Genomic DNA, 21,673 nt, shown 5'->3' with positions numbered 1-21,673 from the left:
GCTTTAAGCCGGCAAAGGCTTCTGAAAAATGTTCCGTGTTATCGGCATAGATCCTGGTTCGCGCTTCACCGGCTATGGGGTGGTGGAAAGTAGCGGGAATCAGCTGCAGCATATTTCCAACGGCACCGTCTGCATGCCGGCACGTCTTTCCTTCCCGGAGCGGCTGAAGATGATATATGAAGAGCTGACGACCGTCATACGGGATTGCCGGCCCCAGTGCATGGCCATAGAAGATGTTTTTTTTGCCAAGAATGTCAAGAGTGCCTTGAAGCTTGGGCAGGCGCGAGGCGCCGCCATCATGGCAGGCGTCAACTCGGGCCTGCCGATCTACGAATACAGTGCGCTGCAAATCAAACAGGCGGTTGTTGGTTATGGCAGGGCCAGTAAGGACCAGGTGGTGCAGATGATCCAGTATTTATTCCGACTGCACGGACCCCTCAATGCCAACGCGGCCGATGCGCTGGCCGCCGCCATTTGCCACCTCAATACCTGCGCATCCCGGAAACGCTGGGTAAACTCGCGCCAGAAATGATGGTCGGCACCGGCCGGGACTACAGCGAGACCTTCAGCTCCCTCTCCGCCCGCTTGCGGCCGATAGTCAGACACACTTGACCCCGTGCCGGGGGCGCAGTATCTAAACCCGAACGATTCCAATGTATTGGGTTCCCCCCCTTGAGGGGAGAGGGTTCGAGTGAGGGCGAGGGGAGCGTGAGGTCATCATTCTCGGATGCGGTCCTGGGGCACTATCGACGGAGAAACTCTATGATCGGGTACCTAGCTGGCAAGCTGAAGCACAAATCTCCCGACTACCTGATTATCGATGTCAATGGCGTTGGATACTGTGTTCATGTTCCTTTGAGCACCTTTTATGACATGCCGGCCGTCGGCGAAACCATCAGCCTCAACATCCACACCCATGTGCGTGAGGATATGCTGCAGCTTTACGGATTCCGAACTTTGGCCGAAAAGGAGATGTTTCTCCATCTCATCGCGATCAACGGAGTGGGACCGAGGCTGGCCATAGGCATTCTTTCGGGGATTACGCCCGATGGTCTGAGAGCAGCCGTTCTGCAGCAAGACCACAGACGCCTGAAAAATATCCCGGGAATCGGCAAAAAGATTGCCGAACGTATTGCTCTGGAATTGCGCGACAAGCTCAAGATCAAACCGGCTAAAGAGGAATTGGTTGCGCCGCCGGCCGGCACCCAGGACGTCTTCTCAGATGCTTATTCCGCCCTGCTGAACCTGGGCTATCGCGCATCCGAAATCGACAAGTCCCTCAAAAGAGTCCAACAAAAACTCGGAGACACTCCAGCACTGGAAAGTCTTCTCAAGGAAGCCTTGCGCGTGCTGGCGTGACGATAGTAAAAGGTGGTTGAAACGCAGTTCCGACTCCGTCAAGTGAATTGCAGGTACCCTGGCGGCAACGGCTCAACGGCATGCCGTTGAGCGAGCACACGCAACTGAAAGACATGCAGATACAGGTAGTGGCAGATGGACGACCGAGTCATTGAACCCAAACCGACGGATGAAGACCTGCCGATCGAAAACTCTCTTCGCCCTCAGCGGCTGGATGAGTACATCGGCCAGAACACGGTCAAGGAGAATTTGTCCGTCTTCATCGCCGCAGCCAAACAACGCGGAGAACCCCTCGACCACGTCCTCCTGCACGGCTATCCGGGACTCGGCAAAACATCGCTCGCCACGGTGGTGAGCAATGAGCTCGGGGTCAACATGCGCAGCACCTCCGGGCCGGTGATCGAGCGCCCCGGTGATCTGGCCGCCATCCTCACCAACCTGGACCGGGGCGACGTCCTTTTTATTGATGAAATTCACCGACTCAACAACATTGTGGAAGAAATCCTCTATCCCGCCATGGAGGATTTCAAGCTCGACATCATCATCGGACAAGGCCCTTCCGCCCGCACCATCAAACTGGATTTGCCCCCTTTCACTCTGGTCGGTGCCACTACCCGGGCCGGACTCCTCTCGCCGCCCTTGCGCGACCGCTTCGGCGTGATGCTGCGCCTGGAGTTTTACGAAGTCGCAGACCTGCAAACCATCGTCACACGCTCCGCGCGCATCCTGGGAATTGCCATCGATGCCAGCGGTGCCCATGAGATTGCCAGGCGATCGCGCGGCACTCCGCGCATTGCCAATCGCCTGTTGCGGCGCGTGAGAGACTATGCGGAAGTACGCGCCGACGGGAAGGTCACCCGTGAAGTGGCGGACTACGCCCTCGGCATGCTGGAAGTGGACCACAAGGGATTTGATCGAATGGACCGCAAAATTCTGCAGACCATTATCGAAAAGTACGATGGCGGCCCGGTCGGCATTGATACTCTGGCCGCCGCCGTTTCGGAAGAAAAAGGCACGCTGGAAGATGTCTACGAACCCTATCTGATCCAGGAGGGGTTTCTCAACAAGACCCCACGGGGGAGGGTCGCAACCCGGCTGGCGTATGAACACCTGGGAGCCGCCTTCCGCTCCAATCAACAACTGCGCCTCTATTAGCTGCGCTGCCTGTGCAGGGTTTTCTGCCAAGTAAACGGCGGATGTGGTTTTTTGGGGCGGGCACGCTAACCGCCGGCAACACTTAGCGCCCCTTTCTGCAGATCCAGAATCTCCTGGCAGCACGCATTCTTGAATTTGTAATCCAGGCCATTGACGGAAATCAGATGGTCGTCCCGTTCAAATTCTTCTGTGAGATAATCACGGATCACCATCCCTCCATGCATCACGATGGTTCGTTCGCACAGCCTGGAAACCAGGAAAATATCATGCGTTATCAAGATCTTGGTCGCATCGATGCGGGCTAGAATTTCGAGCAGAAGCTGCTCGCCCTGGGGATCCAGGTTGGCGCTCGGTTCATCCAGAAACAACACTTGCGGACGCATGCTCAATATGGCTGCCAGCGCAAGCCGCTTGCGCTCTCCCGCACTCAAATGGTGGGGAATGCGCTCTTCATACCCCCTCAGATGCACCAGAGAAAGCGCCTCCTCCACCCGATGCCGCACCTCTTTTGAACTCAGTTTCAACTGTCTCGGGCCGAACGCCACTTCTTCCCAGCAGGATGGGCAAAAGAGCTGGTCGGCAGGGTCCTGAAAGACCATGCCGACATGTCGCCACAGTTCCTTGCGGGAACGCCTCGTGACCGGTTTGCCGTTGAAAAAATAATCGCCGGCCCCGTCGAGAATACCCATAAGACATCGTACCAGCGTGGATTTGCCTGCCCCGTTTTCACCCACGACGGCAACGCTGGAGCCCGCCGGAACTTGCAGGTTCACGTTGCGCACCCCGCAGGTTCCATCGGGGTAAAAGCAGGAGAAATCATTCAGACGAATCAACGGCTCACAATCGCTTGCTGCACCTGCGACCCGACCGTCGGCACAAAGCTCTGGCGGGAACCGATCGGAGCTCTTGCCGTGAAAATGCGCACGGTCATGTCCGCCATTTTCCTGACAACAACTGAAGCGGAATGTGAAATCCAGCCCGTGGTCGCGCAGGTAAGCCGGATGCGAAACCAGCTCTCTCATGCTGTAATCGTGATGAATTTTGCCCTTCTCCAAAACCACGGCTCTGTCACAGAGCGTATAAAGAAAAGGAAGATCATGGCTGATGCAAACCAGTGTGCCGGAAAATCTCTCGAGCAGCTCAATGAAGATCTTCTCCTGCTTCGGATCGAGATTGGCGGTCGGCTCATCGAGTATCAAGACATCCGGGTTCATGGCGAGCAAGGTTGCCAACGCGGCCCTTTTTTTCTGCCCGTAACTCAAATGATGCGGAGGCTTGTAGGTGAGCTCGGTTAATCCAACCTCCTCGACGGCCATACGCACGCGTTCCACCACCGCATCTCCATTCAATCCCTGATTGTACGGCCCAAACGCGATGTCCTCATATAGCGTATTGCAGAACAGCTGATCGTCAGGATCTTGAAAGAGCATACCCACTTCCAGCCTGGCACGCTTCAGGTTTTCCCCTGTCAGCGGCGCCTCTCGATAATACACCGTACCCTGCTGACCATGCTTGAGGCCATTGAGGTGCTGTATCAAAGTGGTCTTTCCCGCCCCATTGTGCCCCACCAAAGCAATTCGGTCGCCGCAGTAGATCGTCAAGTCAATGCTTTGCAGAGCCAGACGGCCATCGGGATATCGGTAGGATAAATCTTTTATTTCAAACAGGGGCTTTGTACCCCACGCGATTCTTGACAGTTGACCGAGGAGGTGCATGGTTTATCGTTTTTCTGCATAATCAGTCTGAAGGTTGACAGAGCTTTCGAGAACACCCGCATATTAAAAACAAACCCGGGAGCTTTTCCAAGTACTTTGTGGCCGGCGAAAGATCCTTTGACCAACTGGAAATGGTTTTCTGTACCCTGGAGTTCTTGCCTTTGCCGGATCCTCGCTGCAGGGCTCAACAGGTCCGAGTGAGAGCCGCAACAGAGAGGAAGCGTCTGCCTGTGCAAAACGTTTGACGAAACCACGCCGCAGTATTAGAACGCTGTCCGAGGCCTCCGCCAGGTACAGCGCCACACCATAGAGTGCCCGGAATGCAGCGGAGCTGCACGGGCGCAGGGTTGGGTTGAGCGCAGCAAAACCCAACGACTACGTCAGTTCGCCCAGCCCGTGTTGGGTTTCGTCACGCGTACCGCGTGATTCTACCCAACCTACGGAATGCGGCCGCTTGATTGTGTGGTGCTGCACTAAACAGGTGTAGTAAAGGGGTTCACAGCACCATTGAATTTTCGGGAAGATCAAGCGAGACGAAGGGACATGAAGGACTATTGCCGACAGCTCACATTCTCTCCGTTGCGTGCCATAAGAGAACGCTGTCTGTGGTGTTCAGCAAACCAGGTCAAGGAAATCATCCAGTGCAGTTCGAAAAATTGTCCATTTTATCAGCTGCGTTACGGCGGGAACAAGAAGTTCGCACAAAAGGATTGCCTTTGCGCCATCAGGAAAAAGTGCCTTGATTGCATGACCGGTTCGCGGGTTGAGGTTGAAAAGTGCCGGTCGACGGATTGTTCCCTGTGGATTTTCAGGATGGGCAGGTACCGGTAGGCATCGCCCCAACAATTCGTGTTTGCTAAGAGTGGCAACGGATGTTATGAAACAGTCGGGCGAAGTAAGTTCCCATTAACACAGAAAGGCTTGCGGAGGATTTCTGGTGAAGGGATCCTTACTTCGCCCTTGTTACTTTGTGCCAATAGAGTGCCTTGCTGTCAAGTTCAAACGCGGAAAAGATCGAGCATTTTTTGTCTTTTGCACGACTTCACGACCGCTGACAAGTCCGGAGGAGATGGAACAGATAAGGCGCCGTGGATATCCACAGCAGCACCAGTATCCATAACCGACCCGCAAGAATGTTGTAGTCGTGAAAAAGCTCTTCCCAGGAGTGCTTCATCACGTAATGGCCGAATGCAAATTCAAACCCGACGGTCAGCACCAGCCACATCAACCCTGTCCACACTGCCTGTGAGGCAGATTCAAACGGCCAGGCACGCGTTACCAGGAACATGTAGACGCCGAAAAAGAACAGGCCCGACAAGGTGGAAACCTGATGGGCCCGCAATTCAGACAGGTACTTTGCGTATGCATACTCGCGCACAACACCGTTCAAGACGGCAATTGCAACCATCGGCAGCCAGGCAAGCCCATAGTAAATTATCATGACCGTTCCTGCAGCAAATTCAGCCGCTTCCTTCGAATGTCACTCATCGAGCTCTCCCCAGACTTGCCGGCTGCGGCGTATCTTTTTCTTGACTCCCTCCCAGGTTGCACCCGCGAGAAAGCTCTCCCGCCAGGAGCTCAGCATCTGAAGGTACATCTCATAGGGCACGGAAAAAGTCATCTCGTCCGTTTTTAAAAACTTGCGGTTGGATGGATCAGGACTGCCCAGAACGGCCTTAAATTTGCCCTGAGCCAGATAGTGTAGAGGCCATGTCACAAGGAAGCTGCAGCCGGCACCAAACGGAGCCGCCACCACTTCAAAGTCATCGGTGACAAACGTGGCTAACACGCACAGGCCTGACAGAGCCTCTCCTCTCACAAAAAAAGTAACTATTTCAGGCGATTCCCCCTGCTGGAACCGGCTTAGCGGCTTGAACACACAAAATCGGGCCGGAGCCGGTCGCGGATCGATTTCGGTAAAAAACCGCCTGGCCGAATCCGGCGAACGCAGATACCGTTCGCCTTGAGTCTGATCCGCGCAACCGGTGGAGATGTAATGAGCAATGAAGTCGAGCTGCGGTTTGTGAAAGCCAAGATAGAAGGAGCCACCCACGCAGCCATAATGTTGCGCGTCGAAATAGGCGGCGTTGTTCTTTTTGCGGGCCAGCCAAATATTGCCCATAACGCAGCTGAAGTTCTGCCACAAAACTCTCCAGTCAACCTCTGCGCGCTGCTCCATCTCATAGGAAAAGGCTGCGCCCTGTTTCGGCGTGAATCCCTCTGCGGGCTCCACATCCGTATAAAACATCCCCATGGGCTCCTCCAGATGCCCGAGGGCCTCCAGAAAATCAGACCGATTCCGTTCCATTCGCTCACCTCCCCGTCATTATGGTTGTCAGAACAATGTTCGCCGCCGTTTGCATTTCGGAGTCCCCAAATTTTTCCTTGTCATCTATATCATAGCAGGCCACAGCAGCCCAGTTGAGTTTCCTGCCGGCATTTGTCCTCACCCCCCCTGTCCGGCAGACGGGCTCGATGGGGAAGCTTGCCGGACTCTCACCCGGTCCTCCGGGTGAAATGGAGAATCAGCCTCCTTTAGACCGATGAGCTCGCTTTGACCCCAAAAGGTCTTCTGGACAACTGTTCACTTGTTCAGACACCTATTTAAATTATCTAAACACTCAGGACTCATACGGCCCTGCGAAGCCATAAAATTTGTGCCGTATAAACCAATAGTTATGGTTTGTGATCAAATGTGTCCAGGATGGTGCAATTATTGCTCCACCTGTAAATCCTTCGTGACAGTTGTTCAAATCTATGTCGTTCAGGATGCAAAAAGCTGGATTGTTTGTGCAGGACCTTGAGCAAAACGTCTTCTGCAGCAGCACAGCGAGCCGGGGGGGTGCGGGATAAGATCCTTTGGCACAGTTCTTGGTATGACTGAGAAACGATTTTTATCACAAGGAGCGAATGCACATGGAACTCAGCCGACGGGGTTTTTTTACCGTGGCGGGGGCTGCAGGGGCGGGTATTGCCGCAGCCGTTCAACCTGCCGGGGCATGGCAGTCGCGGGCACCGGCGGACCCGCTTGCATGTCTGGTCGATCTCACCCGCTGCATAGGTTGCCGCAAGTGTGAGCAGGCCTGCCAAACGGTCAACGATCTGCCTCAGCCGCAACAGCCCTTCGACGATCTCACGATTTTTGACAAAAAACGGCGGCCGGATGAGCATGCCTATACGGTGATCAACCGCTACTACCCGGGCCGTCGCGACGAGCGCGACCAGCTCATCCCTACCTTTGTCAAGGTTCAGTGCATGCACTGCCAGGATCCGGCCTGCCCTACAGCGGCAAATTCAAATGGGTGGACACGCGCATGCACTGGGGGATCGAGCACGAAGTCATGCCGGCGGAGATGGCGCTATCCTGCGTGCAGTGCCACGAAAGCCTCAAGGGCGAGCGCACCTGCAATCGCTGCCACCAGGACAGCAAGGAAGTGGACTTCAAGCAGATTGCTCAGAAAGGCACCGACTTCAGCCACATGGCCTCCAAGGGGAGGGACGTGAGTCATCTCGTTGGAACATCAGATTATATCGACTTCAAAGGCTTGGGGTACCAGGGAGACCCGGTGATCCATGGCGGTCGTTTCAAGAAGCTTCCCATGGGCTACAGCACCCAAATCGAGGAGATCACCGCAGGAAAGCAACATCCCCATTGATCAACCCATACGAATACCTGCTCCCGAGGGGCTCCGGTACAGAACTTGCCGGTGCCCCCACCTGACTCCCGGGAAAACCGCGTGGGATCTGAAACCCTTTTCCCCACAACAGTCCTACATTCATCCCGTTTGACCTGCAAGCATCGCTCGCTGAAAGCAGCGAACCCTCCCCCGCAGCAATTGACTTTGTTACCACGGCTCTGCTAAATGCATGGAGTGGTGGGAGGAACAGTATGCCATGGGAGATAACGGAATCTCTCAGGGAAGCAGACGACCATTGCACCCTGGCTCAAATTCAGCGATCCTTGTTGGGCCAAACTGCCGTCGTCGTTCCGCCGAGCACCGGCTTCCAGTGAGTCTGCCTCACCTGCCGGATGCCGGTCCCATGGGTGGTTTTTTAGGCAACACAAAGGGTTGCGGGGTCAAATCCTAATTTTGAAGGTAGACAATCCCATGAATGTTCTTGCAATCGTTGGGAGTGCGCGCAAGGGGAAAGCCACCGATCTATTGGTTGACAAGGCAATAGAAGGAGTCAAATCGGCACGCCCCGGTTGTGCCGTAAAGAAAATAAACCTGATTGATTACGACATCAAATACTGCAAAAACTGCCTTGCCTGCAGGGACAGTCAGACAGAAGGCCCCCTTGCTCCATGTCAGATTCGGGATGACATGGAGCATCTGAACGAGGACCTTCTCAAATCCGATTCTGTTATCTTCGGAACTCCCGTACACATGGGATTTGCCACAGCCATACTGATGGCGTTTCTTGAAAGAATCTGCTGGACGTTTGCCAAGCCCGGGAGAAGAGTGTTGACGGTTTCAGGGATTCCTTCTCCCCGATCGGATAAAAGGAGAAAAGCCGTCATTATTGTTGTCTCGGGGATTGTTCCGCCCATCTACCGGATATTCTGTGATAAAGCTACACCGCTCATTAGGGGAACCATCCGGGATGCGCTCAATGCAAGAACGGTGGGCCATATGTATGCAGGGGCGGTTGAGCATCGAGGAGCCGAATACTACTATGATAAAGCGTTCAATCTTGGCAGAAAGCTGGGTCAATGAGGAAACACCTACTTTTCGACCAGCTCGTTTTCAGGATCCACCAGGAAATACTCCAAAACACCCAATCGCGATAAGGCCTGATTTTCTTGCTGCGGTCCTTCTTCCCTGAACTTTCGGACAGGATTTCAAACACCACGTCCGGTGCACCGAAGATGGCTTTATCCTGGATCTTCTTTTCATCGCATACGAGGAAAACGTGCGGCTGAACAACCTGATCATCCGCCAAGACGACGTCCGTCGGCGCGATAAATGCCTCGTGTCAAAGCCCCTTGTCTCTGAGGTGGTTTACGATGAGACGGAAGACCTCGCCCGCAACCCTTTGGTGCTTTACCGATGGAGCGGGGGTCATGTCATAGTCCTGACGGTTAAACGATAGAAACGCGCTTTGTCTCAACATGTGTCACAGCTCTAACGAATAAGGATTGAGGGGAGCAGGAAGGGCTGAGTCTTTTCCAACCCTTTCTGCTCCCCTCAATCCTGGGTTCAAGCAGCCCAGAATACCACGGTTGCTTTATAGGGTGAAGCTCAATTGCCATCGGACGACCCGTACCAGAGAGTTTTTACAAGGGCTTGAACGCCAGCTGAGCGCAAGTATAGTGTGCCCCTTCAGGCAAGCAAAAGGGGAATAGCCCGACGGTGAGAGGTAATTGCTTGGAACGGTGGAGCTTATCCCGGCCGGATGAGCATCCCGTTGGCTAAGGCGATGGCTTGTAGTTTAAGTTTCCCTCCGCAATGAAGGCACAACATCGGCTGCCACGGCTCCAGCTCCATTTTGGATGAAGCGATGGTAAACTCGTAAGAGAGCTCGATGAGGGCGCTGACGGTCTCGATGGTCACTTTGCAGTTGGGATTCAGGAAGCCAAAATAGCGCATCTTCATGAATCCTGTCGGTAATACGTGCTGGAGGAAACGGCGGATGAATTCCATGACCTGCAGGGTCATGTATCTCCAGCGCTCACTGTGGGGCTTTTTATAGCGAAACGTGACGGCTCCATTCTCCACTTTGACAATGCGGTTGTTGGAGATGGCTACCTTGAAAACGTAGGGAGCAAGATACTTGAGGCCGGCCGAGCTCTCCCCGACCGCCTGGCAGTTGACGTTAAAGCCGGCCTGCCACACTCCGGGCGGGACCTCATCGAGGAGCCCGGCGACTTGCATCTCGTCTCGGAACATGGCACGAAAGATTTTGGACAAAGCTCTTACCGGCAGATAGAAATCGATACGCGACGAGTGCCAGGAGAGGCCGTTTTTGGTGGCAAGCACTCCGCCGGCGACAACGTAATGGATGTGCGGGTGGTATTCCAGAGTCCGCCCCCAGGTATGAAGGACTCCGAAGAAACCTGGCAGATCACCGCCCAGGTACCTTTCATCTTGGCAGAGCTTCTTCAGTGCTTGTGAGGAAGCCTTGAAAAGAGCGGCATAGGCAAGCCGCTGGTGGCTGCGGATGAAGCGGCGCACCTTTTCCGGTACCGTGAAGGTGATCATGAAATGATGTCCCGGCAGCTGCCGGCTGATTTGTGCTTCCAGCCATTGGCGGGTTTTGTGATGTTGGCATGTGGGGCAATGCCGGTTGCCACAGGAGCGATAAACCAGACAGGGGTGTCCGCATTCGGCACATTCGTAGTAGCTGATTCCGGCCTGCTGAGTGCGGCATGCCATGATGGCATTGATGGCTTTGCGATGCTCCGGAGGCATGCTCTCGGTAAAGCGCTCGACATAGTCTGGGCCGAAGGTTTGAAAGATCTCACTTATCGAAGTCATGGGCGAATCCTTTCATGGTCTGGTTGATCAGATTCACCGCTTCCTCGGTTCCCTTTTGAGTGAGATGGAAGTAGACCATAGAGGTCTCCATGCGACTATGCCCCAAGTAACGTTGAACCACCCTCGGATTCACTCCCGCTTCCAACAGGTGGGCAGCATAGCAGTGCCTGAGGGTATGCACGGAGACTCTGCGTTTATTGATGCCAGCATCGAATTTGGCCCGTCTGAAGGCTCCCTGGAGACTGTCGAGAACTATGTGCTTTTGGGCAGTGGGGGCTTCGTTGCCGCCTCTACCCAAGGCAGGAAAAACGAAGACGGGATTGCGGTGGGTGACCCAATATCGGCGGAGCAGATAGTAGGTTTCCCGGGGAAGGGGAACATATCGATCTTTAGCACCCTTGCCTCGATGAATATGGAGTCTAAGAGTGACCTATTTGAGCACGAAGAGGCAATGACATGGCAAAGCAGCCGCAAAACTCGGATCAGACAATGAATGGCTCTTTTGAGGAATCATACCCGCGCATTAGTGAATGGGTAAAATCTCATGGTTGGATAGAAATTGGGCAAATCGATGGGATGCCCTCATTTGTACTGGCGTTGGATGAAGGCGGCCTAATTTGGGAAGGTAAACGAGGATACACGACCATCGACCAAGCTTTGCATGATTTGGAAAACAGCATCTCGGATTGGCTCGGCGAACAGTATGGAGATTAGGGCTGCCATCCGTACCAGTCCCATCCTGCAAAAACTCTATCGGCTGTGAGGGATCGTCTTTACCAAAAAGGCGTAATCGCTAGAACTATTTTGAGAAACGCCGGCGCACTTTCGATCCAGACTGGTGCCACAGGTCCATCGGTAACCTCCTAGCGCCATGTCTCCCGGCCTTGCCTACATGCCGGACCTGGACTGTATTGTCGTCCTCATGGTCCCGCCGTACTTTATTTGTGGATCCGTTCCCTTGCCGTTATCACTGGACGCACAGCCCATCAATATGGTGAGCAACAAAACAACAAAAAAACTTTCATGCAAAACTCCATCAGATCTCTTTCATGTGGACGTGACGACTCATATCATACAAAAGGCTAACCATACTTCCCAATCATTTTCTCCGATGCACCATCTTTCATAAAACAATTTAGCAACAAATAATAGCAATTGATCTCGACCTTCCCCATTTTCATCACAAACAGCCGTTTTCCAGGAAACTGTAATGCCCTTTCTGACTGAAAATGATGTGGTCCAGCACGGTGATGCCGAGGGTTTCACCGGCCTCCTTAAGCTGCCGAGTGAGTAGGATGTCCTCTTTGCTCGGAGTAAGATCGCTGGAAGGATGGTTGTGGGCAAGGACAACCGCCGAAGCCCGGTCCGTTATAGGGTCGGCGAAGACTTCACGCGGATGGACTTGTGTTTTGTTGACCAGACCGATCGATACGACGCGGGTGGCGATGATTTCATGGGCGCCGTTCAGTGAAATGCAGAGAAAATGTTCCTGCTTGCGGTCGGCATAATGGCGAACCTCGGGAAGGACGTCGAGCGGCGTCTTGATCTTCACACCTTCAGGCCGGATGCGACGGCGGGCGAATTCCAGGGCCGCTGCGATAAGCGTTGCCTTGGCCGGACCCACTCCTTCCAGCCTTTGCAGATCAGCCAGGTCGGGCCTGCCGTGGTGGTCGTCCACCAGCCTGACAATCCTTTTGGCTACGCTCATCACATCATGGCCTTTGGTGCCAAAGCCAAGCAGGATGGCCACCAGTTCCTCATCAGACAGGGCGATGGCCCCTTTGCTCTGCATTTTTTCCCGTGGCCGGTCATGCTTCGGCAAATCGGCTATGCGTTTGGTCATGAGCTGCGCCTCCTTGTTCGGTTCAAGCGGCCCACTTGCGGCCGCTGTTGGCGTATTGCAGCATCATATGGAAGACATTATCGCATTTTTCCTTGAACAACAAACGATCATAGCTCGGAGGCAATCTTTCATCCAGAACCCGCTCAACGGCGGAGCGGACAATGGATTTGGTCTGGGAATCCCGATGCCAGTCCTGAACCAGCACCTTCGGGTGCTCCTCCAGAAGTCTTCTCAGCAGGGATTTGGCGGCCAGCTTGACCTTTTTCTTTTCTTCCTCCGTCATTCGGTCTTTCTTGAGCAGATCGTAGAGCTCCAGTTCGTCTTCGCTCAAACCTTCCCGAATGTGCCGCTCCTCTTCGTCTTTCAACCCCCTGGCAAGGTTCATCAATTCATCGTAATAATTCTCGGTCGATGAACCGCCTGAGTTATAGGCGTTGATGATCTCCTGCAGCTTCTGCGCAAAATCGGTCCGTGTCATATTCTGCTGCAGCATCTGTTCGATCTTGCCGTCAATGAAGGTGCGCAGATCGGCGATTTCAATATTCTTATACGTGGCGTGGCGGAAATCTTCCTTGAGCTTTTCAAAATCGATTTTGCTGAGGTCCCAGGTTTTGCCGGTCTGGACAATCTGGTATTCCGGCTTGTCGTGGGCGGCGATAAATTTCTCCGGTTGGTCCACCACCACGCTTTCATCGAGCAATTCTCCGATGCGCAGATTCACCGCACCGATGTCCTGCCGGTCGATGATGCTTTCCATCACCCCGCGCAGGTATTGAAAGACGGCAACCAGTCGCACCGTATCGCGTCCGAGTATCTCGGGCTTGCAGGCTTCGTAGAGCGATGAGATGGTATTCTCGTAAACATTGAAGCTTTTGCGCCATTCGTCGTTGCCGAGCAGTATGTCGGCATAATCGTTGAAAAGCCCGATGTTCTTAAACACGTTGGGGTTTTCGAGCACTCGGGGAATGTCTATCTCTCTTCCGCGACAGAAGGCCGTGCTCTGTTCGACGGCGTCGTCCAGCAGCCGGAACAGTTCCCGTTTGTCCCGAACCGGCGCCGCTTCCAGGCCCTCTTCGCCCTGGGCATAATCTTTGAGGGCTTTTTTCATGTTGCGGAAAACATTGTAGTAATCGACGATCTCGCCGTTTCGCTTCACCACCCCGTTGATCTGGAAAGAAGTCACCCGGTTGGCGCGGGCGATGGCCTGCATCAGGGTGTGGTCCTTCATCGGCTTGTCGAGGTATAGGGTGGAGACGGTCGGCGCGTCAAAGCCGGTCAGCCACATGGCGCAGACAAAGACCAACTGCAGCGGATGCTGCGGGTCCTTGAAATTGTATTCAATATCATGGCCGTGTTCATCCACCCGCTCCATGCGTGTCCGGTGCGGCTTGATGTCCAACCCTTGGGCCTTGAATTTTTCTTCTTCGCCGGCCTCGGAGCTGACCACCACCGCCATCTCCACCTGGCGCATGTAGTCCACAATCTTCTTCAGCCGAAGCCTTTCCAGTTCGTTGGTAGATTTCTTTCTGCGCCCCCGCAGCGTTTTGATCTCTTTTTTCCAGAGCGTTTGTATCTTGTCGTACATCTTGACGGCGGTGAACTTGTCCACCGAAACGATCATGCCTTTGCCCAGGTAACCCCTGTGGGGAAAATGAGAAACGATGTCCCGGGCGATGGTTTCCAGCCGGTCGTCCCGCTTGATCACTTCGATTTCGCGGGCGAATTGCTTTTCCAGCTTGGCCTGCTGAGTCTCATCCAGGTTTTCGTCTTCCAGGATCTGGTAAAACTCGTCGCTCAGATCCTCGTTTTGAATCAGCACCTCGGGCACCCGCTTCTGGTAGAAGAGAGGCACCGTGGCCCCTTCATCCATGGACTGCTGGAAATTGTACTCACTGACGTAATCGCCGAACCAGGCATTGGTTTTGCGTTCGCGCCCCAGCAGCGGCGTGCCGGTAAAGGCCAGGTATTGGGCGTTGGGCAGGCCCTGGCGCATGTTTTCGGCCAAGGATTTGTACTGAGTGCGGTGCGCTTCGTCGACAATGACGACGATATCGTCCCGGTCCGAGAGCAACGGATAATCCTTGCCTTTCTCGTAGCGGAATTTCTGAATCAGCGTGAAAACAATGCGCTTGTTCTGGCCGAGGAATTTGCGCATTTCCTCGCTGTTTTTGGGCTGGGCCGCCTCGTGTTTTTGGACCGTGCCGGTATTGAGGAAATTGCGGTAGATCTGCCCGTCCAGATCCTCGCGGTCGGTGATCACCACAAAGGTGAAATTGCCGGGAAGCTTGCGGAAGATCTTGCGCACGTAGAAGATCATGGAAAAACTCTTGCCCGACCCCTGGGTGTGCCAGAATACGCCGAGCTTGCCCTGCCGCCCTTCACGCTCTCGAAACACCCGGTAGGCATTGTTAACGCCGATGAACTGGTGGTTCATGGCGATGATCTTCTGGGTCTCCTGGTAGTAGATGATGAAGTTTTCGATGAAATCGAGGAGTTTTTCCGGAGCGCACAGCCCGGCCACCGCATATTCCAGGCTGGTGCCTTCCCGCTTGATCTTTTCCCGGTCGACCTTCTCCTTTTCCTCCTCCACCCGCAGCCAGTTGAAAAAGTATTCCCAGCCCGCGGTGAAGCTGCCCACTTTGGTCTCGATGGCATTGGAGAGGATGCAGAAGGCGTTGGTCAGGAACAGCTGCGGGATGTCCTTTTGGTAGTTGGTGAGATTGTCTTCATAGGCGGATTTCAGTTTGACGTTGGAGTTCTTCAGTTCGATGAAGACCAGCGGCAGGCCGTTGACATAGAGCAGAATATCCGGCCGCCGATAGTAGAGCTCCCCCTTGATCCAGAGCTGCGATACGGCGAGGAAGCGGTTGGCTTCAGGATGGTTGAAATCGATCACCCGGACCCGTGCCTGCTCCTTTTTGCCGTCCGCATTTTCAAATTCCACCGGAATGCCGTCCCGGATCAGACCATCGATTTCCCGATTGGCTGCGATGGGGGACATGGCCTGCCGTTTGTCGATTAGTTGCGCGAGCGCCTCATCAATGGCGGTTTCAGGAACGGTCGGGTTGAGTCGGACCGCCGCCTCCTTCAACCTATCCACGAAGATCACATCGCGCTTGTCGGTGCGCTTCGATCGGTCGCTCAGATCGTCTGCATCAACGGTGGAGCAGTTCAGCAATGCAAACCCGAACCGCTGCAGTTTCTGCAAAATAGCCTGTTCGATCTGATCTTCGGAAATGAAGTTAGCCATTGCCCACCTATCAGCTCAATGCTATATTCTGACCAGACAGACCAGAATAGAAAGGAGTTTCCATGAAAAGTGAATGGCAACTGCAGGAAGCCAAAGTCAATCTGAGCAAACTCATCAAGCGGGCAGCCGCCGGTGAAGTGCAGGTAGTGACGGTGCACGGCAAGCCGACGGCGGTGGTGGTTTCGGTGGAAGAATACGCCCGCCTCACCCGCCACCGGGAAAAGCTTTCCAGCGCACTGCTCGATCCCGAGCTTGCCATCGACGACCTCGACCTCGCCCGCAGCGGCGACACCGGCCGCGAGCTGGAACTATGAGCTGGCTGCTCGACACCTGCGTTCTTTCCGAATACGCCAGGAAGGCCCCCGCGCCGCACGTCATCGCCTGGTTGGACGAACAAGACGAGGATAGTCTTTTCATAAGCGTCATCAGCCTGGGGGAAATCGAGAAGGGAGTCCTCAAGCTGGCTGCCACGGACCCGCTCCGCAGCCGGAAACTCACCGCCTGGCTCGGCAAAGTGGAGCAGCGCTTTGCCGGCCGTATTCTGCCGCTCGCTACCGCCGAACTCCGTGCCTGGGCTCAGATCGCCGCCCGAGCCGAGCTTGCCGGATGGCCCATTTCGGTCATGGATGCTCTTATCATGGCCACCGCCCAATGCCACGGCCTCACCATCGTTACCCGCAACGTGCAGGACTTCCAAGCCTACCCGCAGGTCTTCAATCCCTGGCAGCTGTAAAACCGATGCCTCCGTCTTTTCACGCTTCACCATCGGCTTCCTCCATGCTGGGCGGGAATCGAATGTCGAGGTTTTCGACCGAGAGTTTGCCGGAGATGAGGCGGGGAAGGAGAAGGTCTCTAGTTGACGATAAGTTTATGTTCTCATTCGATAAAGCTTTAATTCCAGAAAAATAGGGTCTTACGATCTGTGTGAACCGGCTCCTTATCTCCTGGGGAGGCACGTTAACCAGGAAGAAGTCAAAACAATTTTCCTGTACCCGTTGTCGTCCTGAAGCGCCTGCCATGCTCAACTCCGCATGCTTTCGGAAATCGGAGGAACAAGTAAGGAGGTAAATGTGTTCTGACGTCAATATCTTTTCTCTAAGAACAATGAATTCCGTCGAACCAATGCCTACTTGATCTTCTTCAAGTGTCATCACATAGCCACGTTTGCCGTTTTCCAACGAGGGGGTTATGCGAGGAAGCAGAACGTCATGATTCCTGAACTTTGACCCAGCATTTCCTGTTCGCATCTCTTTAGAAAGAAAATACATTGATGATACAGAAAGGTCTTCCATTCTAATGTACGGCTTCTCAACATCTCTGGAAATTCTCTCTACTGGGTTTATCAGAACTGCTTTTGAAAAAGGAAGAACCTCCCATCCCCCCGGCACACCCTTCTCGAATTTCACCTTGTCATGGCCGGGAAAACGAAAGCGCACAAACCATTCCCGATAGATTTCCTCGGCCATTTTTTCCAGCAGTGCAATACGGCGTTTGTTGTTTTCGATCAGGTCGTCATAGGCGGAGAGAACGGCAGCGATCTTTCTTTGGGACTCTTTGGTTGGCGGATAGAAGACGGGGATGCGCTCCAAAATCCCTGTATTCAGATTTGGCATCGTGGCTCCGACTGCTTGTCCTTCAATCCATCCGATAACCTCTGGGGTTGAAAGATAACGATGCAAGTATTCATAAGCCAATGGACCATCACCGAGTGAAATCTTTAGACATCCTGTTCCGCACAACCAGCCGCTATTTTCTTCTCTGACTAACGCTTGACGACCAATGTCACCGCGACGGCCATAGACGATATCGCCTTTGGAAAGCTTGTGCTTCTTAAGGCGCTCTACTTGGGTTTCTGATACTCTGGCAATTCGGGTAATGGCGATTTTACCACCAACTATATCTGCCGGCATTACAACTGGTATTCCATTTCGGCGATAATCAGACTGATGTAATTGGGAGCCAAAAGGTCCGGTTTGGATTTTACCACCACCTTTTCGGCAAATTTCTCCCAGCGTCTCAAGCAGCCATTCCATCAGGGATTCCCTGCAATCTGTTGAACATTATTGGCTATAATTTCTTCGAGATCATGCGCTTCTTCATTGAGTCTGAGAAGCTCATCATTCAAAGCCAATATTTCCTCAATAAACTCCTCCTCGGTCTTTCCATCCTCTTCGATCACCACACCCACATAGCGGCCCGGATTGAGGGAATAGTCCTGCTCTTTCACCTCTTCCAGAGTGGCCAGTTTGCACAGACCGGTAACGTCCTCATACTCCGCTTTGGGGAAGCGTTCCTGCAGCCAATGGATGTGCTTGAAAAAGCTCTCGGCATTTTTGACTTCCGCCTGCAGTTCTTCCAGGGCGGATTTGAGGGCCTTGGTCCTTCGGTTCACGGCCAACCGCTTATTTGCCTTTTTGGCGGCTTCGGCCTGCTCCTTTTCGTGACGGCGGATGATCTTGCCGAGCTGCTTCAGCCCGTCATGTAAGGCGGTAAAAAAGGGATCGAAGGCTGCCCGCAGAGTATGCTGGGCCGTATTCTTTTTGCTGATGGATGTTTCATCGGCGTATTTGGCGAGATACTCATCGTATTGGGCCTGCAGTTTCCCGAGTTTGGCCCACTGTGCCAGCAGATCGGCCACCGCCTGCTTACCGCCGCCGTTTTCCAGCACCTCCAGCAGTTGCTCGGAAACAGGCTCCACTCGCGCCTTGTTTTCAGTCAGCTTGGCCATGCCCTGCGCAAAATAGCCGTCGATGAGCTGCACGAATTTGTGCCGTTTGCCTCGGCGCAGATGGCTGATGATGGCGATGTTGTTGATCTGTTCCTCGGAAAATTCCCGGTGAGCCCGGTCGATCTGGGTGAAGATGTTGCGGGCATCGATAAACAGAATCCGGTCATCTTCCTTGGCCTTGTCGAAAAACCACAAAGTGGCTGGCAGCGTGACGGTGTAGAACATGTTGGAGGGCAGGGTCAGCATGCCACATATGAGATTGTTTTCGATCAGGGTGCGGCGAATGTCGGCTTCGGAATGGCGCGCGTCGGAGGCCGAATTGGCCATGACCAAGGCGGCCCGGCCCTTTTCGTTCAGCGAGGTGGCAAAGAGATTGATCCACAGGTAGTTGGCGTTGGGCACGGTCTCCTTGCCCTGTTCGCTCTTCTTCGCTTTGCTCGTCTTGCGCGGAATGCCGTAGGTGTTGAAGCGCCGGTCTTTTTCCACGCTGCTGAGGCTCACGTCATCGACGTTGAAGGGAGGATTGGTGAGCACATAGTCGAAGCGGCCGAAGCTGTCGTGCGGGTTTTCGTAATAGGTATTGGCCTGTTTGATATCGCCGCGCAGGCCGTTGACGGCCAGGTTCATCTTGGCCAGTTTGACCGTTTCCAGGGTCTTTTCCTGACCGTAGACGTAAATATCTCCGCCGCTGCCGTTGACCAGTTCTTCCCGGTGGCGGGCGATGAACTTGGCCGACTGCACGAACATGCCGCCGGAACCGCAAGCCGGATCGAACACGGTGCCGCCGAACGGCTCGATGATTTCCACCATCAGCCGCACCACCGAACGGGGCGTGAAGAACTCGCCGCCGCCCTGGCCTTCGGCCATGGCAAAGTTGCCCAGAAAATATTCGTAGATCTGGCCGAACATATCGCCATCGGCATTGCGCGGAATATTGGAGAAATTTTTTAACAACTGGGCGGGAATGGTCTTATCGGTTCGGGTCAATCGGAAATATTCGTCCTGTGGCAACACGCCGCGCAGTTCCGGCTTATATTCTTCAATGGCTTCCATGGCCTTTTTGATGGCCCTGGCAAGGTCCGCTTCTTCGGGAAGGTTGAGCAGGTGATCGTAGCGGGCATGATCCGGCAGATAAAAGCCGCACTTCTCGATGGCGATATCGCTCAATGGTTTTTCCCGCCGGGTGCCTTTAAGCTTCGTGTATTCCCGCAGAATCTCCTTTTCGAACCGACGGTAGCGGTTGTCGGCGAATTTTAGGAAGATCAACCCCAGCACCGGTGTGGAATACTCGGTCGATTTCAAGTCGGAATTGGCGCGCAGCGTATCGGCGCTTCGCCACAGATCGTTTTCAAGCTGTTTCAGTTCTTCTGTGTTCATGGTCGGTATCGATAAGCCAATGTGTTAGAGCAATAGAATTCAACAACCGCAACTGGATTTATGGACTTTACAACTTTTTGCATCAGGATGAAACCACTCTCTTTTCTGTTTCCGAGTCTGCCTCTCGGAGTCGTTTGAGAATAATGGATGTTCAATAATGCAACACCTGGTGGGAATTCCGGTGCAGCGGGGCAGAAGATCACACCCTTTCGCGAGCAAGCTCGCTCCTACCCCTCCTTAGAGGTACTCACCAATGTAGGAGCGAGCTTGCTCGCGAACCCTGTGCACATCTAGGGCTCATTTTCTTCTGAATGCATTCGTTTTATTCTTAATGGCTTCCCACGGATTAATGACGTCTGCTCTGGCGCAAATCTGCCAGCTGTATAAGTCACCGTATGGAAGAGATGTCGATTCCCTATCGTGATGTGTAGAATCTTTTGAATTTGACAGCTATTCAAGAGAAATGGATATTGAGGGTCATGAACAAACAGGTTCTTAATCTATCTGATTTTGAACGTCAGGAGCGCTTGCTGGGATGCTTGCATAAAATAGCAGGTCGATCAAACAGGGGGTAAGCGGACCCGAACCCCAAGGAGGACCCATGGAGGTAGCGAAAGAGAAGAAAATCGAAATGCTTCGGTCAATGCTCCTCACCCGCCGGTTTGAGGAGACGTTGACGGAGCTGTGCAAAAACGAGGGAAAAATCCCCGGAATGATGATTCTGTGCACCGGGCAGGAGGCGGTGGGTTCCGGCGTTTGCGCGGCGCTCAGCCCGGAGGATGTTATTATCTCAAACCACCGGAGCCACAATCATCTTCTGACCAAGGGGGCGGATCCCAGAGCGATCATGGCCGAAATCTACGGCAAAAGCACCGGCTGCAACAAAGGAAAGAGTGGTACTCTGCACCTAGCCGTGCCGGAAGTCAATGCGCCCTGCACCACGACCGTGGTTGGAGGCGGACTGCCCATAGCCGTTGGCGTGGCCTTTTCGCAGCAGTATAAGAAGGAAAAAGCCGTAACGGTCTGCTTTTTTGGAGACGGGGCGGCCGATGAGGGTTCCTTCCACGAGTCGTTGAACCTTGCAAGCCTCTGGAGCCTCCCTATTGTTTTTGTCTGTGAGAACAATCTGTATGCGGGCGCCCAGCGCTATGAGGAGCACACCCGGGTGAAGGATATTGCGGACCGGGCCTCAGCCTATGCCATGCCTGGGGAAATCGTAGACGGCAACGATGTGCTGGCGGTCTATGAGGCTGCCCGAACAGCCCGGGAGCGCGCCATTGCAGGCAATGGTCCGACCCTCATCGAATGCAAGACCTACCGCTGCCGCGGGCACGGGGAAAGCGACCATCAGCTCTACCAGCCAAAAGATGAGATCGCGGCATGGCAGGAAAAATGTCCCATCCCGAGGCTCAGCGATGAAGTGTTCGCCCTCGGACTGATCACCGCAGAAGAACTGTCGGCTCTGGAAGCAGAGATCGGTGCGGTGGTGCAAGAAGCCGTGCGTTTCGCCGAGGAGAGCCCATATCCCAAACCGGAAGAGGCATTGGAAGATGTTTTTGTCTAGAAGTTTATCCGGAAACTCAGTATTTCTCTTCCCGTTGAGAGGGAGAGGTCGGGTAAGAAGGTGCAATTTCATTACGCCAACTGCCTGATTACACCCTCACCCCGGCCCTTTCCCTCAAGGGAGAGGGAGTTCCCGGACAAAGACTAGTGAGGGTGTCCGAGAATGCCTGCAGATCTTCACTCCCATGAAAGCGGGAATTTAAA

Annotated in this window: 18 protein-coding genes and 2 pseudogenes; 10 read left to right on the top strand and 10 right to left on the bottom strand. The window is 54.0% G+C overall.

Annotated elements, in window-relative coordinates; genetic code table 11:
• Window positions 1-28: 28 nt before the first annotated feature.
• The 3 genes from ruvC to ruvB all read left to right on the top strand — a co-directional run bounded on the left by ruvC (window position 29) and on the right by ruvB (window position 2,514).
• Window positions 29-532 (top strand): crossover junction endodeoxyribonuclease RuvC, encoded by a 504-nt coding sequence (gene ruvC, locus K1V27_RS06700; RefSeq protein WP_258928834.1) that lies wholly within the window; start codon window positions 29-31, stop codon window positions 530-532.
• Between the two features lie 230 nt (window positions 533-762).
• Window positions 763-1,359 carry a Holliday junction branch migration protein RuvA gene (gene ruvA, locus K1V27_RS06695; protein ID WP_258928833.1) on the top strand — a complete coding sequence of 199 codons (597 nt, stop codon included), beginning with the start codon at window positions 763-765 and terminating at the stop codon, window positions 1,357-1,359.
• A 135-nt stretch (window positions 1,360-1,494) separates the two neighbouring features.
• Window positions 1,495-2,514, top strand: a complete 1,020-nt coding sequence (gene ruvB, locus K1V27_RS06690) for a Holliday junction branch migration DNA helicase RuvB (protein ID WP_258928832.1) — start codon at window positions 1,495-1,497, stop codon at window positions 2,512-2,514.
• Window positions 2,515-2,579: 65 nt separating this feature from the next.
• Here the strand turns inward: ruvB and K1V27_RS06685 are convergent, their stop codons facing one another.
• The 3 genes from K1V27_RS06685 to K1V27_RS06675 all read right to left on the bottom strand — a co-directional run bounded on the left by K1V27_RS06685 (window position 2,580) and on the right by K1V27_RS06675 (window position 6,537).
• Window positions 2,580-4,229, bottom strand: coding sequence for an ABC transporter ATP-binding protein (locus K1V27_RS06685; RefSeq protein WP_258928831.1), 1,650 nt, complete (start codon window positions 4,227-4,229; stop codon window positions 2,580-2,582).
• Window positions 4,230-5,271: 1,042 nt separating this feature from the next.
• The gene (locus K1V27_RS06680) at window positions 5,272-5,670 is read right to left on the bottom strand and encodes a hypothetical protein (protein ID WP_258928830.1); all 399 of its coding nucleotides are present in this window, start codon (window positions 5,668-5,670) and stop codon (window positions 5,272-5,274) included.
• Window positions 5,671-5,709: 39 nt separating this feature from the next.
• Window positions 5,710-6,537, bottom strand: a complete 828-nt coding sequence (locus K1V27_RS06675; protein ID WP_258928829.1) for a DUF169 domain-containing protein — start codon at window positions 6,535-6,537, stop codon at window positions 5,710-5,712.
• A 964-nt stretch (window positions 6,538-7,501) separates the two neighbouring features.
• Here K1V27_RS06675 and K1V27_RS06670 point away from each other — a divergent pair.
• Window positions 7,502-7,885: pseudogene (locus tag K1V27_RS06670) on the top strand (hypothetical protein); the annotation flags it as partial.
• A gap of 453 nt (window positions 7,886-8,338) precedes the next feature.
• On the top strand, window positions 8,339-8,947 hold the full coding sequence (locus tag K1V27_RS06665; protein ID WP_258928826.1) for a flavodoxin family protein: 609 nt from the start codon (window positions 8,339-8,341) through the stop codon (window positions 8,945-8,947).
• Here the strand turns inward: K1V27_RS06665 and K1V27_RS22760 are convergent.
• A complete protein-coding gene (locus K1V27_RS22760; RefSeq protein ID WP_353740535.1) occupies window positions 8,919-9,173 on the bottom strand; it encodes a Uma2 family endonuclease in 255 nt (84 codons plus the stop codon). The two genes, K1V27_RS06665 and K1V27_RS22760, sit on opposite strands and share 29 nt — an antisense overlap.
• On the opposite strand from K1V27_RS22760, the gene K1V27_RS06660 reads away from it, so the two are divergent.
• Entirely contained in the window at window positions 9,144-9,323 is a 180-nt protein-coding gene (locus K1V27_RS06660) for a hypothetical protein (protein ID WP_258928824.1), read from the top strand. The genes K1V27_RS22760 and K1V27_RS06660 overlap by 30 nt on opposite strands.
• 290 nt (window positions 9,324-9,613) lie before the next feature.
• Here the strand turns inward: K1V27_RS06660 and K1V27_RS06655 are convergent, their stop codons facing one another.
• Both K1V27_RS06655 and K1V27_RS06650 read right to left on the bottom strand, forming a co-directional pair.
• Window positions 9,614-10,708 (bottom strand): IS91 family transposase, encoded by a 1,095-nt coding sequence (locus K1V27_RS06655; protein ID WP_258928823.1) that lies wholly within the window; start codon window positions 10,706-10,708, stop codon window positions 9,614-9,616.
• Window positions 10,692-11,120 (bottom strand): tyrosine-type recombinase/integrase, encoded by a 429-nt coding sequence (locus K1V27_RS06650; RefSeq protein WP_258929062.1) that lies wholly within the window; start codon window positions 11,118-11,120, stop codon window positions 10,692-10,694. Before K1V27_RS06650 ends, K1V27_RS06655 begins: the two co-directional genes overlap by 17 nt.
• 44 nt (window positions 11,121-11,164) lie before the next feature.
• Between K1V27_RS06650 and K1V27_RS06645 the strand changes: the two genes are divergently transcribed.
• Window positions 11,165-11,422: a hypothetical protein gene (locus K1V27_RS06645; RefSeq protein WP_258928821.1), complete on the top strand. Its 258-nt coding sequence runs from the start codon at window positions 11,165-11,167 to the stop codon at window positions 11,420-11,422.
• A gap of 466 nt (window positions 11,423-11,888) precedes the next feature.
• On the opposite strand, the gene radC is transcribed toward K1V27_RS06645, so the two are convergent.
• Both radC and K1V27_RS06635 read right to left on the bottom strand, forming a co-directional pair.
• Window positions 11,889-12,551 carry a RadC family protein gene (radC, locus tag K1V27_RS06640; protein WP_258928820.1) on the bottom strand — a complete coding sequence of 221 codons (663 nt, stop codon included), beginning with the start codon at window positions 12,549-12,551 and terminating at the stop codon, window positions 11,889-11,891.
• Window positions 12,552-12,573: 22 nt separating this feature from the next.
• A complete protein-coding gene (locus K1V27_RS06635; protein ID WP_258928819.1) occupies window positions 12,574-15,801 on the bottom strand; it encodes a type I restriction endonuclease subunit R in 3,228 nt (1,075 codons plus the stop codon).
• A gap of 62 nt (window positions 15,802-15,863) precedes the next feature.
• Here K1V27_RS06635 and K1V27_RS06630 point away from each other — a divergent pair, with 62 nt between their 5' ends.
• Both K1V27_RS06630 and K1V27_RS06625 read left to right on the top strand, forming a co-directional pair.
• Window positions 15,864-16,115: a type II toxin-antitoxin system Phd/YefM family antitoxin gene (locus tag K1V27_RS06630; RefSeq protein ID WP_258928818.1), complete on the top strand. Its 252-nt coding sequence runs from the start codon at window positions 15,864-15,866 to the stop codon at window positions 16,113-16,115.
• Window positions 16,112-16,534: a type II toxin-antitoxin system VapC family toxin gene (locus K1V27_RS06625; protein WP_258928817.1), complete on the top strand. Its 423-nt coding sequence runs from the start codon at window positions 16,112-16,114 to the stop codon at window positions 16,532-16,534. The genes K1V27_RS06630 and K1V27_RS06625 overlap by 4 nt, the downstream gene beginning before the upstream one ends.
• A gap of 748 nt (window positions 16,535-17,282) precedes the next feature.
• Here K1V27_RS06625 and K1V27_RS23145 read toward each other — a convergent pair.
• Together K1V27_RS23145 and K1V27_RS06615 are read right to left on the bottom strand one after the other, a co-directional pair.
• Window positions 17,283-17,834 (bottom strand): annotated as a pseudogene (locus K1V27_RS23145) (restriction endonuclease subunit S); the annotation flags it as partial.
• Window positions 17,834-19,906: a type I restriction-modification system subunit M gene (locus K1V27_RS06615; RefSeq protein ID WP_258928815.1), complete on the bottom strand. Its 2,073-nt coding sequence runs from the start codon at window positions 19,904-19,906 to the stop codon at window positions 17,834-17,836. The gene K1V27_RS06615 and the pseudogene K1V27_RS23145, both read right to left, overlap by 1 nt.
• Before the next feature lie 601 nt (window positions 19,907-20,507).
• On the opposite strand from K1V27_RS06615, the gene K1V27_RS06610 reads away from it, so the two are divergent.
• Complete coding sequence (locus tag K1V27_RS06610; RefSeq protein WP_258928814.1) at window positions 20,508-21,470, top strand: thiamine pyrophosphate-dependent dehydrogenase E1 component subunit alpha; 963 nt, start codon at window positions 20,508-20,510, stop codon at window positions 21,468-21,470.
• The last annotated feature ends 203 nt before the right edge of the window (window positions 21,471-21,673 follow it).

The organism is Desulfoferrobacter suflitae (assembly GCF_022603395.1).
Classification (GTDB): domain Bacteria; phylum Desulfobacterota; class Syntrophobacteria; order Syntrophobacterales; family Syntrophobacteraceae; genus Desulfoferrobacter; species Desulfoferrobacter suflitae.
The sequence above is the reverse complement of the archived record's forward strand: the minus strand, read 5'-3'. Positions and strand labels throughout refer to the sequence as shown.

Excerpts from the sequence above, each read along its gene's own strand:
- radC (WP_258928820.1), bottom strand. The coding sequence starts at position 12,551 with ATGACCAAACGCATAGCCGATTTGCCGAAGCATGACCGGCCACGGGAA.
- ruvC (WP_258928834.1), top strand. The coding sequence starts at position 29 with ATGTTCCGTGTTATCGGCATAGATCCTGGTTCGCGCTTCACCGGCTAT.
- K1V27_RS06635 (WP_258928819.1), bottom strand. The coding sequence starts at position 15,801 with ATGGCTAACTTCATTTCCGAAGATCAGATCGAACAGGCTATTTTGCAG.
- K1V27_RS06680 (WP_258928830.1), bottom strand. The coding sequence starts at position 5,670 with ATGATAATTTACTATGGGCTTGCCTGGCTGCCGATGGTTGCAATTGCC.
- ruvA (WP_258928833.1), top strand. The coding sequence starts at position 763 with ATGATCGGGTACCTAGCTGGCAAGCTGAAGCACAAATCTCCCGACTAC.
- K1V27_RS06655 (WP_258928823.1), bottom strand. The coding sequence starts at position 10,708 with ATGACTTCGATAAGTGAGATCTTTCAAACCTTCGGCCCAGACTATGTC.
- K1V27_RS06665 (WP_258928826.1), top strand. The coding sequence starts at position 8,339 with ATGAATGTTCTTGCAATCGTTGGGAGTGCGCGCAAGGGGAAAGCCACC.
- K1V27_RS06610 (WP_258928814.1), top strand. The coding sequence starts at position 20,508 with ATGGAGGTAGCGAAAGAGAAGAAAATCGAAATGCTTCGGTCAATGCTC.
- K1V27_RS06645 (WP_258928821.1), top strand. The coding sequence starts at position 11,165 with ATGGCAAAGCAGCCGCAAAACTCGGATCAGACAATGAATGGCTCTTTT.
- K1V27_RS06630 (WP_258928818.1), top strand. The coding sequence starts at position 15,864 with ATGAAAAGTGAATGGCAACTGCAGGAAGCCAAAGTCAATCTGAGCAAA.
- ruvB (WP_258928832.1), top strand. The coding sequence starts at position 1,495 with ATGGACGACCGAGTCATTGAACCCAAACCGACGGATGAAGACCTGCCG.
- K1V27_RS06675 (WP_258928829.1), bottom strand. The coding sequence starts at position 6,537 with ATGGAACGGAATCGGTCTGATTTTCTGGAGGCCCTCGGGCATCTGGAG.
- K1V27_RS06625 (WP_258928817.1), top strand. The coding sequence starts at position 16,112 with ATGAGCTGGCTGCTCGACACCTGCGTTCTTTCCGAATACGCCAGGAAG.
- K1V27_RS06615 (WP_258928815.1), bottom strand. The coding sequence starts at position 19,906 with ATGAACACAGAAGAACTGAAACAGCTTGAAAACGATCTGTGGCGAAGC.
- K1V27_RS06685 (WP_258928831.1), bottom strand. The coding sequence starts at position 4,229 with ATGCACCTCCTCGGTCAACTGTCAAGAATCGCGTGGGGTACAAAGCCC.